The organism is Coleofasciculus sp. D1-CHI-01, from assembly GCF_040218875.1.
Lineage (GTDB): Bacteria > Cyanobacteriota > Cyanobacteriia > Cyanobacteriales > Coleofasciculaceae > Coleofasciculus.
Window position 1 is genome coordinate 94,456 of sequence record NZ_JAVJQP010000027.1, and the last position, 13,701, is coordinate 108,156.

The following is a 13,701-nucleotide window of genomic DNA, read 5'->3' on the forward strand; positions in this document are numbered from 1 at the left end:
AAACAACCTATCCTTTAAGCCGCGACTAAGGTATCTAGTTGGGCTTCACAGTGTTGAAAAATAGAGTGAACGGCTGCAAATAGTGAATCGAGTTCCTGAATACTATAAAACGTAATATTTTGGGTAAATACATTGCCTTCTAGTTTACCAAACTGCCAACGATCACCATTAGAAACAATCCCAAAGACAGTAATCTGAGGATATTGATTCAGGCGTTGAGCCGCCACCATTTCGGCTGCACACTGACCCCACCCCTCTTTAAACTTATCTTGTTTTGCCTCAACCAGTAAGAAATAGGGTTGGTCAAAAACAACTTTTCCCAGTGGAGAGCGTTTAGCTAAAATATACTCCGGAAATCCAGAAAGCGTCTCATCGTAATTAAGCGATTCATGACTCCATAAAATAAACTTACTAGAATAACATTTCCAGACCTGTTTCAGCACCGGATAAATGAGATTCTCACAAATCGCAAACTCTGAATTATTCACCACCCCTTCCCGCATCACCATCTGGAGATCTTCCCGGAAATAGTCCGGAATATCAAAAGGAGATTCAACAATAAAATTTTCCTCATTATAAGTAATTTGAAACTCTTGAATAACATCCGCAATACTGGTGTACTTACTAAATGACATAATCATCACCTCACCTCTCATAGTTTGTAATTCAAATGTAGGGTGCGTTAGCGGAGCGTAACGCACCGTTTAAAAAGGGCGGGTTTTGTTGTTCAGGTGTTGGTGACAAGCGAGATTAAGTCCCTAAACCCGCCCCTACGATAGGGTATCTGCTTTCCTGTGAATAAGGGCGGGTTTTGTTGTTCAGGTGTTGGTGACAAGCGAGATTAAGTCCCTAAACCCGCCCCTACGATAGGGTATCTGCTTTCCTGTGAATAAGGGCGGGTTTTGTTGTTCAGGTGTTGGTGACAAACAAGATTAAATCCCTAAACCCGCCCCTACGATGGGTATCTGCTTTCCTGTGAATAAGGGCGGGTTTTGTTGTTCAGGTGTTGGTGACAAGCCAAATTAAGTCCCTAAACCCGCCCCTACAGATATCGTCTTTCTTGTGAATAAGGGCGGGTTTTGTTGTTCAGGTGTTGGTGACAAACAAGATTAAATCCCTAAACCCGCCCCTACGATGGGTATCTGCTTTCCTGTGAATAAGGGCGGGTTTTGTTGTTCAGGTGTTGGTTACAAGCCAGATTAAATTCCTAAACCCGCCCCTACAGATATCGTCTTTCCTGTGAATAAGGGCGGGTTTTGTTGTTCAGGTGTTGGTGACAAACAAGATTAAATCCCTAAACCCGCCCCTACGATGGGTATCTGCTTTCCTGTGAATAAGGGCGGGTTTTGTTGTTCAGGTGTTGGTGACAAACAAGATTAAATCCCTAAACCCGCCCCTACGATGGGTATCTGCTTTCCTGTGAATAAGGGCGGGTTTTGTTGTTCAGATGTTGGTTACAAGCCAGATTAAGTCCCTAAACCCGCCCCTACAATTTTATTACATCACATTCACCTCAGAATTCTGATTTTCCCGATTCTCCAGATAACCAATCAAAGACTGTACCCACTGATCCTTATAGTTTTTACCATCCTCATAAACCGAACCCTCATTATTAACCATTTTCTTAAGATAATTTAGCAACTTAACCCCATCAATCCCATCTGGCTTATTTTTATCTCTAGCATCAAACCAATCCATCTCCTCAACTTCCAATTTAACCACACCCAAACCCCGTGAACGCCCTCCCCCCAAAGGAATTTGTTCAGTCTCAAACTGATGTAACCCAATCATTAACAACCCCAACTCCCAATCCTCAGCATTTTCCACCACCGCCTTAAACTTAAACGGAGTTCCGGCTGGAACCACTTGGAAATCATAAAGTTTCCCATCGGCGGCGGTTTCCGTATCTCTATCAATCGCCACCCCATCCCGTTCTTGATATTGACCAAACCAATACTCTGAGATAACCATCAAATCTCGAACTTGGAACTTACTCGCCAGCCAAGGCGAACCAAATAGACAAGAAATTAAATCAGTCTGACTTAAAATAGCCTCAGTCAGCGCCGTATCCGTGGTATATTGCTCTTTCAATTCCTTCATTTCCTGAGCCGTAATTGACCACTCCTCCTCCACCGCCGGATTAGCCACCAAAGTCCGCTCCCCGCCCAGGATACCACGGAGGAAGCTTTCCAAGCGCGATCGCAAAGCCCCCTTAAAACTAGCGCCCGGTATCAACGGTTTACCCAACGCATCTTTAATCACTGGTAAATCCGAACCAATTGGTTCCGTGGAACGCCCTGCACTAATTCTTAGTGCCGTTACCGTCGTCAACTTCCCGCTAATTTCCAAACGACTCTTAAAACAATCAAACATCATATTATCCCCCAATTCGTTCGTAGTTGCGCTTTAGCGCCATCAACCTTCGCTTTCCCCACCACCAACCCATGACTAACTCAACACATCTTGAACTTAATCCACAAAATCCATACGCATGAAAGGAGAATAGGAACGTCGTTCTGTCTCAGGATTAACTTTAATTTTACTAGCATAATTTGAACCCTCTTGATCCTCACGAATGACTCTCCACACCAACAGACGCCAACCTTCTACAGACACCAAATAGCGGTCAGTAGTTCTCCCAGGTTTGAGCCAGCGTAATCCATTGCCAACATTAATATGTTCCTTTTGCTCAAAAGTACCCTTAGAAGCCGCTACTCGTGACAGAAAGCGAAATGGATCACAGTCATCCAGTTGTTTAATATTCTCAAAACAATCTTTAATAGCTTTTTGAGAAAGAAAGGGAACCAAGACAGAAGGACTACGTAACTCATCAAGGAATAAGATACCAATAGCCGATAGAGTCACCTGTCCATCAATATGCTCAACGAGCGACTTCAACTTTTCTCTTTCATCATAAGAGACATTCCTTTCCCATTCAGCTTGAGGAATAGCTGTTTCGCGCTCAATTTTTTCAAATAAACCTTTATGAGCCTCAAATTGCGAACGGCTGAATTCTACCGGAAGTGGCGGTAATTCTAGAAATTTAGTAGACTGCTCAAAAATGTAATCACACTTAACTCCTTTTAACATCCCGACTAAAACAGTGTAAGGAACCAGTGCTTTATATCCTCCAGTTGGATTCAGGATAATATTACTTGCCCCATAGCTATTAATTTCAGCAATAATATGTCGAACAAACTCAACGACACCCGTTGTCCGGAATAGTTCAGCATCTAAAACTTGCAAGCCTTGAACTTGTTTTATTTGCACCTCTAGATTAGTCCAGTAATGATGCAAATATTTTTCAACCGCAATAGCACAGCAATACCCATCCTCTGTACTTGAAGCCAGCAGAATTACTCTATCCCTATCCGTGATCCCAATCCGCACCAGAGAATGAACTTCAGCAGATAATTCATTTTTTAAACTTTCTCCCTCTGGGCGAATATCACGGAAAGTCAAAAATATTGTTTCAGCGGCATCTTTCACACTAGGTTGCTGTTTAACCCAATTCGTTAGTGGTCTAACTCCTGGAATTTTTCTAGCAGCGCTAATACCGACAGAACATATCACTGTTTTAACCATTTCTCTCAAACTCTCCGATTCTATTGATGCACACAGAATAGTTATTCTTCCTATATAAGCATAGCCGTATCCCTGCTTATTATTTGTTCCGTAAAGCCTCCATTAACCTAAAAAATCAATTTTAACCATCTTTCAAATACTTGAGATGACGAGACCCATAGCCCAAATAACGGCGAATCAACTCTAACCAAACTTGCTTCAACTCACCTTGAGATGATTCAGCAATACTCTGAGCAATTTTTTTAATATTCCCATCGATATCTTGAATAATTCTCTCCGCTAGAGAACCTTTACCCCTCCCCCATTTTTCATCTCGACCGACTTGATAGCGAATAAAATTCTTAATCACTTCCGCACTATCCGTTGTATCAGCAACCCGGACTAAATTGCGAAATTGAGACTCTTCTAAATTGCCATACTTAGTCGTATCTAACGCCTCTTGAATCCAGAGGACTAAATCATCCTCAGCTTGTCGTATACCTTTTTGTATCTGAAGTTCCACTTTTTGCTCTTGTAAATTCATACAGCCTCCTCCCAAACGATAGTATAAAAATCATTACAAACTTGTACTTGACCAAACCCTTCAGTCGTGCGATCGCCTACTCCTTTCAACTCTAACATTTCTAACGCAGCAATCCAATTTTTCTCCTTTTCTTTGATTGTACTAAATAAATAAACAGAACCTTTATTGGTGATTAATTCCACATCCTTCATCAATCCCCAAGCCGAATTCCAGCCCGAAACATAGTCATAGCTGCTATAAGCAACGTGTAGTTCAACCGAGTAATCCGTTAACTGAGCAAACTTCTTTAGCATATCTTCAGAAATTACCATAGTTCGTTGCCAGTTTTCGGTTAAAATCGCATCAGATTGCAAGTCTAATGTAAAGTAAATCCGATTCTCTAAGGGACGATTGCCAAAGAGATTTCCCCACTCAAGCCAACGGTTTTGGATAGCATGATTAAACTGATCAATACGGGATTCCAGGGTTTGCTTAACTGAACTCATGGTTCCCTGAATCTCCACTTTACCCAAGCCTCGCGATGCCGCACCACCTAGACGGAAGTTTCTCGCGTTGACATTGATAAATTGAGTCAGTTGATCTGCCAGGTTATCATCTTCGACTAGAATCGAACTGCGATAAACAACGGGTTGCTGAGTCTCCGTTTCATTCAGAACCTCAATGCTATATAAAACTTGTTCTTCTGCTGTCGCCCGACGCCGATTAATGCCCACACGAGTTAGCAAACGTTTAGATACGGAATGAGTTTGATAGTTTTGCTGATTCTTTTGGCTGTAAAATCCACTATAGGGTTCAACTCGTCCACCATCTTGGGGACATATCGGATCATAAGGATAACCATAGCATTCAGCACAGAAGCGATTAATGAGAGTATCAAAAACGCCGTAACCTTTTGGCTTAAATCCAGGATTCGTCTTAGAACTTAAGGCAGTAGCAGGTAACACCTTAACCTCTGCATTACTATCTGTGGGGGCGGGATAGGCATTCCGGAAAATTGCCGCATTGTCTCGGAGAAATAAGTCCTTAAAATCGTTATTAGTTGCTGTTAAATCAGGATGTTCCAGATTAGACTGTTGAATCATCTGGGAAGCAATCGCCCCCCGAATTACTGAACCGGGAATATAGTCTCCCGCTTCACTCACTGAACCCCCTGGTTTTTTCCGCCCAATGGCTAGAGGTGACAAGGCGGTAATGGTTAGTTGAATCTGTTTCATTTTCTCTCTCCTGGTAACAGGGTTTGCCAATCCCTTTCATCTACTGACAACCCCTTAATTTCCCACGTCAGCCATCCTAAACCTGTGGATTTAGAACCGCCCAAAGCGTTGATATGGTGTAATCCGGCTAAAATTAAGGCTTTGGTAGAAGCAGGAGAATTGGGTTGAAGATGAATGTCTCCAGTAAACTTAAGCTGAACATTAGCGGGTGAGGTTTCTAGGAAGTAGAGTTTTTTCTCTTCGGCGGTATGACGACGACGATTAATCGTCACACCTGGGCGGAGAACTTCTGGTGGGAGATTCTCTGGTTTTTCCTGGCAAATTAAGTCATCAAAGATGACTCGTGATGGTAAGGCGGGATTGCCAAAAATCTGACAAATTAAACAATGATATCGGTTATCTCCTACTACTCGATAATCCTCGTCTCGTTGAAAACGCCTCGCCTCTTCTTCGGGAAAATCTGCACGTTGGGGACACATCATTTGAGGATTAGGGGCTTGACAAATTGCCCACCCTAACCCCCGTGCTAATTTCTCACATTCATGGCGCAAACGCCCTTTAAGTTGAGATGCAGGAATCAGGAGTTTGTTGTCCGCAGTACGCACAATTGGCTTATCGGCGAGAGAACCAGAAGAACCTCCTGCACCCACGCATAAAGCGGTATCAATAATAGCTGTTAGGGAGATGGTTTCAACTGGATTTGATAGTAATTCTTGCAGATAAATCATGGTAATCGCGCCTCCGTCTGGTTCGGTTGTTCAGCCGTTTCAATAATAAAAGGATAAAGTTCGACCAATTCTCGCCAGATGGTTTCATAAGTAGTCGTACCATCCTTTTCTGGTAACGACATCCAGGGTGCTAAATTCCCCTTATTAGTCTTAGCATCACACCAGGCTTTTTCAAAATACTCCTCCAATAATTTTTGGTTTTCCGGTTGTAATCGCACCCGGAAATATCGATAATTTAGCATCGTTGTAGATTTACCTCGCTCTAATAAGCTGCGGATTTGGTAAAGTTGCGATCGCGGAAATTCTGACTGCTTTAGTTTCTCCCCAGTTTCTATCAATCCGCCGAGTTCATGTAAGGTGTAGGGTGCGCCATAAAGTTTCAACTTTGGTTTGCCTTTTTCCTGCTTAGTTAAAGCCTCTTGGCGAAAGGCTTCAATATTGGAGGAAATCATCGTTACTGACTTCAGGGTAAGAAAGTCAACAGTTCCGCCATGATAGCCATAGTCTTTTTTTAACTGCTTCGCCTTCTTCTTGGCTGACTTAAGTAATTGATTGGTCAAGTTTTCAGCATAATAAATGGGCGTTTGATAAGCCGTAATTAAAACCCCCGTTGACATACTCAGTTTACATTGTGAAGGTTTGACAGATATCTGCCCTTGGTATCGGTGACAGTCTTGAGAACGGGAGATAATTGCTGAATCAGTAATTCGATAGTCTTCTTTCCCTTGTATCTTTTCGCCTTCCAGAAGGATTCGCTCAAACTCCTCGCCAATAGTTTTAGCAATTGCCAGTGCTTTATCGGCTGGAACAATTAACATGACATCATCCCCACCAATCGTGAGAATTTCAAAGGGATAAATAATCGCGCCATTCCGATGTTGATTATCTCCGGTTAAACCATTTAGTTTATGAGGTTTAAGATGTCGTCCGAGGGCGTGGTAAACAGATTCCTCTGTAGCGGTAAAGATATCTCGGCTAAATCGGCGATAATCTTGGGGGGTTTTTAATTTTTTCTGAATATAACCTCCCATGTTATTGCCATCAGCATAAATATAGCCGACAAAACCATTCCCAGCATTGCCAATTTCGGTAAGCGATCGCGCTTCGCCAATCTTCTGTTTGGGAATGTCTTGATAATAGCGATCTCGATAGTGACTTTTTTCGATAAACCGCCTAAATTTAACCACCCAGCTTTCCAGATACCCTGAATTCCATAACGTCTTAACTTGACCAAGTTGCCATTTCCAATCCGAGTTTTTTGTCCACCATGTCTGACTTCGACTCCCTTCCCCTTTCGTTCGTTGTCCAACAATACGCTTACGGGCTAAAGCATCAGAAAACCAAGGTTCATCCGGAAAAAGACTCCCAGAAGCAATAGCTAGGCGATGTTCGACTTCATCCCGCAATAAATAAGGATGGGTTTCAAACATAGGCGGATAGCGACGGCTGGGACGTTGGCGATCGGGTAAGTTATTCCCGTTGCGTCGTTTCTGAAATAAAGCCGCTAATTTCCCAGTTATTTCGTTAAAATTCTTGCGGTTTTCAAATAACTCTTTCCAGTCTTGACCATTTTTGACTTGACCAAAGTAGGCGATTGTAATCGGATTAGTTTGCCGTTTCTCATCCTCTAGATACCAGTCTAACCATTTGGTTTGTTCAATCGGATGGTCAAGTAATCCAAATCGCAGTTCCAGCAATCTGAAACTTTCTCCTACCGCACAAGAATTAGCGGTCAAAGTTTCTGCTGTATAGCGTTTTTCAATTAAATTGACCAAATCCGGGACAAAGGCTGTTGGACAAAAGGCTAAAATATTACCCCCGGTTGAGTAAATCACTAACTCCGGAATCAGTGCGTCCCATAACGAGTGTAGTTTTTTATCTTTGTGTTGTAAGTCTCGCCTAACCCTTTGGCAATATTGTCTGGCTCGGTAACATTCAGGAAAGTCTTCTGGCAATTCTTCACATTTGAAAAAGGCAGGTAAATCAATTAAATTAATTCGATCCAGTAATGCCGATGCGCCCCGAATTTCGGGAAGTTTAGCGGATTCAAACACATAGCCTTTAATCTTTGTTGCACCACCGTAGACTAAACCAATTTTAGATGTCCACAGTGTTGGATACTGTTCGGTTAATTGCTGTAAGTCCGCCAACGTCTGAGGAAAGTCTAGCCCTTCTGTTTGTAGTAAGCACTTTAGTGCGTCTATTTCCGAAACATTGTTCCCTTGATCTACCGTTTGTAGTAAGCACTTTAGTGCTTCTGTATCCGTAACATCTTTCCCTTGACGCAGCGCCTCTCGCATCTGCTGCAAGATACTTAGATTATCAGGTTCACGCCCCTCGCCCCAAGCGAGACACCAGGCGATTCCAATGATTAGGGGGTTGAGAGAATGAGTCATAATTCAGCGTGCGTTTAAGAACTATAGCCTTGAACTAAAGTTCAGGCTCAAAGCTAAAACCCGTTAAAACGGGTTCAAAGCCTTAAATCTATTAATCTTTAGTTTACTTGAGCTTAAAGATAAGAAATTGATTTCCTGGCGTCCAAGTCAGCAGCATTCCGCGTAAGCCCAATGGCACCTAAATAAGCCTTTTGGGATCGCCGAAATCCTTCATAGACTGTAGGGTGGGCATCGCCCACCAGCCCTAAGTCAGCAACATTCGGCTTAAGTGAGTGACATTCAGTTTGAAGTCCATTTTAAGGGACAATAGCTCTCAGCCAGTCCTTTGAACTTGGGGCGGATGTTTGAGCCTCAATATCTGATAATCCCCCTCGCTGGATGTTGGATTACCGAGACAGGGCGGCGGGTAATTCCACGGGAAATACTTCACCCACCGAGACATCATGAGTGTGAGTCGCCACCACAACAACGCCTAAACGGGGGTCATAACATCCCACCCAGGCGGCGGGATGACATTCGTGAACTAGGTAACTGTACAGCCAAATCGGACCTTTTCCTTCGATGACAATCCCTTGGTTGAAGGGTATTCCTTCTGGTAGTTTGATTCCTTTAATGTCTGGGGGGGAAATAATGCCGTCTTCTGTGGCAATCTGGAAATGCAGGTGTTGATAGGGTAAACCGGTTTGGGTTTGATGGGGAAGTAGTTGAAGTTGAATCGCGTTCATAGTTTTTACTGTTGGAGTGAGTACGAGGCTACTGTAGCACCCCCTGGGAAAGACCCTTTTCCTACGACAGGAAGATTTCTTTGTGTTCGCTAATTTATTCCCACAATGGGGTTGAGTAAAGGGCGACCCGATCCTCTGTAGGGGCGGGTTTTACTACTATCTTTTCGGTTGCACCTCGATGTGAATAAACCCGCCCTGTTTCTCTAGTTGTTGATTTGTGCAGGCGGGTCGCCCCTACAGCAGAATTAAAGGTAATCTGCCTTTGCTCTATAAGGTGTCCTACAGGTTATAACAAGCTGAGTAACGCTTGAGTAATTGTAAAAATAGTGGTATAATGCTACGATTAACGCCAGAACCTAGAAAACTGCATAGCAAAATACAGTAAATTAGCTCATCGACACAGGTCACGCGATCGCTGAAACCCTCATTTTTCCGTTGAGGTGTGTCGATGGAAGTCTAGGTAAGGGTTTTGGACGATGAAAACCGGAGATTTTTGTCAATAAGCGCTGAGTAATTGACAATAAAAAAAGGTGTGTAGATTTGGCGTCTGAAACTCGCTCTCTGTAAGGTTTCCTGAGCGAACTCTTGACAAGCCCACTTCCCCGAAAGGGGATGGAAACTATATCCTACAACTGAACTGAGTAAACTCTCTTCCTCTCTTGACAAGCCCACTTCCCCGAAAGGGGATGGAAACTCCATGAAATTCTCCTTTCTGGAAATCTAATGACTTGACAAGCCCACTTCCCCGAAAGGGGATGGAAACGGGTTGGATAATTTGCTTGTTCAGCTGTTCGGGTGCTTGACAAGCCCACTTCCCCGAAAGGGGATGGAAACGCTTGGGCTTCTTCACCACCAACTTCGAGAGTAATCTTGACAAGCCCACTTCCCCGAAAGGGGATGGAAACATTTCCTGTGAGGACACGATACATGTCTCGCTGGGTTATGTTCTTGACAAGCCCACTTCCCCGAAAGGGGATGGAAACTATGGAGTAGTCGCGCCTTGAATAGGGATCGATAAATACTTGACAAGCCCACTTCCCCGAAAGGGGATGGAAACTTCTGCTATAAAACAAAACCAGTCTAGAGACTAGTCCTTGACAAGCCCACTTCCCCGAAAGGGGATGGAAACGTCTTCCCCTCCAATTGGACGAATTAACTTACCTTTTCCTTGACAAGCCCACTTCCCCGAAAGGGGATGGAAACTGTTGAACTCGGCTACGCCAGCATCTAACGACGGACTGCCTGACTTGACAAGCCCACTTCCCCGAAAGGGGATGGAAACTTTCTGATAACACTTTCTGATTTTTCAGAAAAAATAGGACTTGACAAGCCCACTTCCCCGAAAGGGGATGGAAACCCTTGTATTTTCGTGAGTAACAGGGAAAATAGATCAATTTATTGGCGTCAGTGACTTTACACGCCAGAAATTAGACGCAGCTTAAATAAGTTAGCTTGGCAGGGTATTTTTGATCAGGGAGAGAATAGCTGATGTCACAAACCAATTGGATTCGTGTCTTAGAGGCTAATAAATTGATGCGATCGCGCCAAGAGGTGATCGCCTTTGAAACGGCGTTAGCTGAACTAGCTAAGCATCCTCAAACCGAGGATTTACCCACTTTACATCTCATTTTCGATGATCGCTGTGAACAGCCAGAGGTCATGTTTAGTCTGCTTCATTATTTCATCCGTCAATTGCTTGAAGACAGCGCTACTCGGCATTTAACCGATCTGAATTCGCCAGGAGAGTTAATGAAACAGGTTTGAGACAACTCAGTCTACCCTATATATATAGAATCAACCCCTTAAAAATCCGGCATTCACCCCATCATGGCACCCCGCAAACGCCGCCAAACCCAACCCCCTCCATCCCGCCATCCTTGGGCGGCGGATACGGAATTAGTCGGACTTGTCTTAGAATTAACCGCCAACGCCCCAGACTCCCTCTATACTCAATACACCGTCGGACTCCACGCCTGGTTCTTAGATCAAGTCCGCCAAACCAACCCCGAACTCTCCGCCTATCTCCATGATGGTCAATCCGAGAAACCCTTCACCCTCTCCCGCTTAGACGGAGACTTCCTCACCTCTGGAAAAACCCTCAAACTCAAACCCAATACCACCTACCGTTGGTACATCACCGCCCTTTACCAACCCCTAAGCCGATGGCTAGCCGAATGGGTTGATCACCTGCCAGATATGATTAAATTACGCCGTGCTGTCCTGAAAATTAGCCATTGGCACATCGCTTTAGCACCAACCACGTATCCTAACTTATTCACCCCAACCCCCACCCACCCCCAATCCCTAAGCCTCAGCTTCCTCACCCCCACCAGCTTTCGCCGCAAGGGACACCATTTCCCCTTACCGGTTCCCACGAATCTCTTCCACAGCTACTTGCGGCGCTGGAATAATTTTTCTGATCGCCCCTTTAACCAAACCGCCTTTTTAGACTGGGTAGAAGAAAATGTCGTGATTCAGCGTCACCGTTTAGAATCGATGAAAGTCGCAGCAGGAAAGAAAGGAGTCGTCACCGGATTCACAGGTGCGATCGCGTTAGGACTGGACTCAGGTGCCAGCCAACACCCAGAATTTAGCCAATTATTCCATACCTTAGCCCAATTTGCCCCCTACTGCGGCACGGGACACAAAACCCCCTTTGGTTTAGGACAAACTCGCCTAGGCTGGTTATCCCCTGAAACCCCCGCCCTCCCTTCAATAGAAACCCTATTAGCCGAACGCATCAGCGAATTAACCCAACAGTTTCTCGCCCAACGCCAGCGCCAGGGAGGAAATCGGGCGCAAGACATCGCCGAAACCTGGGCGACTATATTAGCCCGACGAGAAATGGGTGAATCCTTAAACGCGATCGCAGATGATCTAGATATGCGCTACCAAACCGTCAAAACTTACGCCAAATTAGCCCGTCGTGCCATCTTGAACAATGACAGATAACAAATATTTGTGTAGGGGCGGGTTTAGGGACAATTGTAGGGGCGGGTTTAGGCACAATCGTAGGGGCGGGTTTAGGCACAATCGTAGGGGCGGGTTTAGGGAATCAATTCAGATATTCACCAATAACGGAACAACAAAACCCGCCCTCTTCACCAATAACGGAACAACAAAACCCGCCCTCTTCACCAATAACGGAACAACAAAACCCGCCCTCTTCACCAATAACCGAACAACAAAACCCGCCCTCTTCACCAATAACGGAACAACAAAACCCGCCCTCTTCACCAATAACGGAACAACAAAACCCGCCCTCTTCACCAATAACCGAACAACAAAACCCGCCCTCTTCACCACCAACGGAACAACAAAACCCGCCCTCTTCACCCCTAACCGAACAACAAAACCCGCCCTCTTCACCCCTAACCGAACAACAAAACCCGCCCTCTTCACCCCTAACCGAACAACAAAACCCGCCCTCTTCACCCCTAACGGAACAACAAAACCCGCCCTCTTCACCACCAACGGAACAACAAAACCCGCCCTCTTCACCCCTAACGGAACAACAAAACCCGCCCTCTTCACCACTAACGGAATAACTTGCACCCCAAACCTTTCCGATGTTGTGAGTTTCGCCAAAAAAACGGGAATCCTGAATCTAAGAAGGACAAAAGACAAAGAATGAGATTCCCCCAATGATGCAAAAACTGTCTACACCAACAATCGAATCCGGACAATCACTACTGGGGCTACATCTAATCAGTCTCCTCATCGGATACACCCTAGCCGGTTGGTTATTATCCCTTTATCAAGCCCCGGCGCTAATTTGGCTAGGAACCCAAGCCGTCACCGTACACTTAGCTTGGCGAGGCAAAAGCGCGATCGCATTAGCCATCACTTGGGTAATTGGTGTTGTCTGGATCGGCACCCTAGCCAGGGCGTACCCTCCCAGCCTGCGTTTCAATTTTCAACTGTTAGTCATCGCCTTATTTTTGATCTGGATTTTAGGCATAATTCTAGCCTTTGGTGTAGCCTTTGCCAAACAACCGATACAAGCCACCGGATTAAAAAACACTCAAGCCTTTTGGTTTTTAGTCACCCTAGCTTTTAGTGGCTTAGCCGTCGGTCGAATTCTGGACATGATGGTTATACGTTAATCGTTGATCGAGCAACAGGCAGAAAGCCGAAGCATTATTACGGCTACCTTTTCGTACCAGTGATTCAATATATCCTAATCTGAATGATACTGACTGAAGAGAAATGTTACTGACTGGTATGGTGGTGGGCAGTGCCCACCCTACAGGATATCCGGCTTGTAGTAAAAGCTTCAGCCCTATACTCTGTTGGGTTCAGCGAAGTCGAAACCCAACCTACAATCTCAAACGCCAGGAAATAACATTCCGAAACCTCAAGCTAAAAAACCGGGTAATCGTTTTAACCCGTTTTAACGGGTTTAAGCTTTAAGCCAGAACTTTAGTTCTCGGCTTCAATCTTTATCAAGGAGACAAAAACATGAAAACTTCAACCTTACCGGGACAATCCCAGCCAAAAATACCCAACTATAGATCGGAAGAGCACACG

Annotated in this window: 12 protein-coding genes and 1 CRISPR repeat array; of the genes, 4 read left to right on the top strand and 8 right to left on the bottom strand. The window is 44.6% G+C overall.

The annotated features are described in order from the left end of the window. Nucleotides 1-14: 14 nt before the first annotated feature. The 8 genes from RIB93_RS05185 to crn3 form a co-directional block, all read right to left on the bottom strand. Complete coding sequence (locus tag RIB93_RS05185) at nucleotides 15-635, bottom strand: hypothetical protein (protein WP_446370936.1); 621 nt, start codon at nucleotides 633-635, stop codon at nucleotides 15-17. A gap of 862 nt (nucleotides 636-1,497) precedes the next feature. Beyond that, complete coding sequence (gene csx7 / locus RIB93_RS05190) at nucleotides 1,498-2,373, bottom strand: type III CRISPR-associated RAMP protein Csx7 (protein ID WP_446370970.1); 876 nt, start codon at nucleotides 2,371-2,373, stop codon at nucleotides 1,498-1,500. Between the two features lie 96 nt (nucleotides 2,374-2,469). Beyond that, entirely contained in the window at nucleotides 2,470-3,585 is a 1,116-nt protein-coding gene (locus tag RIB93_RS05195; RefSeq protein WP_446370938.1) for a putative CRISPR-associated protein, read from the bottom strand. Between the two features lie 121 nt (nucleotides 3,586-3,706). Next, on the bottom strand, nucleotides 3,707-4,108 hold the full coding sequence (locus RIB93_RS05200) for a hypothetical protein (RefSeq protein WP_446370940.1): 402 nt from the start codon (nucleotides 4,106-4,108) through the stop codon (nucleotides 3,707-3,709). Further along, the gene (gene csx10, locus RIB93_RS05205) at nucleotides 4,105-5,322 is read right to left on the bottom strand and encodes a type III-D CRISPR-associated RAMP protein Csx10 (RefSeq protein ID WP_446370942.1); all 1,218 of its coding nucleotides are present in this window, start codon (nucleotides 5,320-5,322) and stop codon (nucleotides 4,105-4,107) included. The genes RIB93_RS05200 and csx10 overlap by 4 nt, the downstream gene beginning before the upstream one ends. Then, the gene (locus RIB93_RS05210; protein ID WP_446370944.1) at nucleotides 5,319-6,050 is read right to left on the bottom strand and encodes an RAMP superfamily CRISPR-associated protein; all 732 of its coding nucleotides are present in this window, start codon (nucleotides 6,048-6,050) and stop codon (nucleotides 5,319-5,321) included. Before RIB93_RS05210 ends, csx10 begins: the two co-directional genes overlap by 4 nt. Beyond that, a complete protein-coding gene (cas10, locus tag RIB93_RS05215) occupies nucleotides 6,047-8,446 on the bottom strand; it encodes a type III-B CRISPR-associated protein Cas10/Cmr2 (protein WP_446370946.1) in 2,400 nt (799 codons plus the stop codon). The genes RIB93_RS05210 and cas10 overlap by 4 nt, the downstream gene beginning before the upstream one ends. A gap of 386 nt (nucleotides 8,447-8,832) precedes the next feature. Then, nucleotides 8,833-9,171, bottom strand: coding sequence for a CRISPR-associated ring nuclease Crn3/Csx3 (gene crn3, locus RIB93_RS05220; RefSeq protein ID WP_446342808.1), 339 nt, complete (start codon nucleotides 9,169-9,171; stop codon nucleotides 8,833-8,835). Nucleotides 9,172-9,755: 584 nt separating this feature from the next. Further along, a CRISPR array of direct repeats spans nucleotides 9,756-10,528; the repeat unit is 36 nt; unit sequence CTTGACAAGCCCACTTCCCCGAAAGGGGATGGAAAC. 131 nt (nucleotides 10,529-10,659) lie between these two features. Between crn3 and RIB93_RS05225 the strand changes: the two genes are divergently transcribed. From RIB93_RS05225 to RIB93_RS05240, 4 genes are all read left to right on the top strand, one after another. Next, nucleotides 10,660-10,935, top strand: a complete 276-nt coding sequence (locus RIB93_RS05225; RefSeq protein WP_446370948.1) for an Imm30 family immunity protein — start codon at nucleotides 10,660-10,662, stop codon at nucleotides 10,933-10,935. 63 nt (nucleotides 10,936-10,998) lie between these two features. Further along, a complete protein-coding gene (gene cas6, locus RIB93_RS05230) occupies nucleotides 10,999-12,123 on the top strand; it encodes a CRISPR-associated endoribonuclease Cas6 (protein ID WP_446370950.1) in 1,125 nt (374 codons plus the stop codon). Continuing rightward, nucleotides 12,113-12,805, top strand: a complete 693-nt coding sequence (locus RIB93_RS05235) for a hypothetical protein (RefSeq protein WP_446370952.1) — start codon at nucleotides 12,113-12,115, stop codon at nucleotides 12,803-12,805. Before cas6 ends, RIB93_RS05235 begins: the two co-directional genes overlap by 11 nt. A 10-nt stretch (nucleotides 12,806-12,815) precedes the next feature. Continuing rightward, a complete protein-coding gene (locus RIB93_RS05240) occupies nucleotides 12,816-13,277 on the top strand; it encodes a hypothetical protein (protein ID WP_446370954.1) in 462 nt (153 codons plus the stop codon). Nucleotides 13,278-13,701: the final 424 nt, after the last annotated feature.

What these genes read in the sequence shown, in the direction of transcription:
- RIB93_RS05185 (WP_446370936.1), bottom strand. Translation starts at nt 635, where the DNA reads ATGTCATTTAGTAAGTACACCAGTATTGCGGATGTTATTCAAGAGTTT.
- RIB93_RS05235 (WP_446370952.1), top strand. Translation starts at nt 12,113, where the DNA reads ATGACAGATAACAAATATTTGTGTAGGGGCGGGTTTAGGGACAATTGT.
- RIB93_RS05195 (WP_446370938.1), bottom strand. Translation starts at nt 3,585, where the DNA reads ATGGTTAAAACAGTGATATGTTCTGTCGGTATTAGCGCTGCTAGAAAA.
- csx10 (WP_446370942.1), bottom strand. Translation starts at nt 5,322, where the DNA reads ATGAAACAGATTCAACTAACCATTACCGCCTTGTCACCTCTAGCCATT.
- RIB93_RS05200 (WP_446370940.1), bottom strand. Translation starts at nt 4,108, where the DNA reads ATGAATTTACAAGAGCAAAAAGTGGAACTTCAGATACAAAAAGGTATA.
- cas6 (WP_446370950.1), top strand. Translation starts at nt 10,999, where the DNA reads ATGGCACCCCGCAAACGCCGCCAAACCCAACCCCCTCCATCCCGCCAT.
- RIB93_RS05240 (WP_446370954.1), top strand. Translation starts at nt 12,816, where the DNA reads ATGATGCAAAAACTGTCTACACCAACAATCGAATCCGGACAATCACTA.
- crn3 (WP_446342808.1), bottom strand. Translation starts at nt 9,171, where the DNA reads ATGAACGCGATTCAACTTCAACTACTTCCCCATCAAACCCAAACCGGT.
- RIB93_RS05225 (WP_446370948.1), top strand. Translation starts at nt 10,660, where the DNA reads ATGTCACAAACCAATTGGATTCGTGTCTTAGAGGCTAATAAATTGATG.
- RIB93_RS05210 (WP_446370944.1), bottom strand. Translation starts at nt 6,050, where the DNA reads ATGATTTATCTGCAAGAATTACTATCAAATCCAGTTGAAACCATCTCC.
- cas10 (WP_446370946.1), bottom strand. Translation starts at nt 8,446, where the DNA reads ATGACTCATTCTCTCAACCCCCTAATCATTGGAATCGCCTGGTGTCTC.
- csx7 (WP_446370970.1), bottom strand. Translation starts at nt 2,373, where the DNA reads ATGTTTGATTGTTTTAAGAGTCGTTTGGAAATTAGCGGGAAGTTGACG.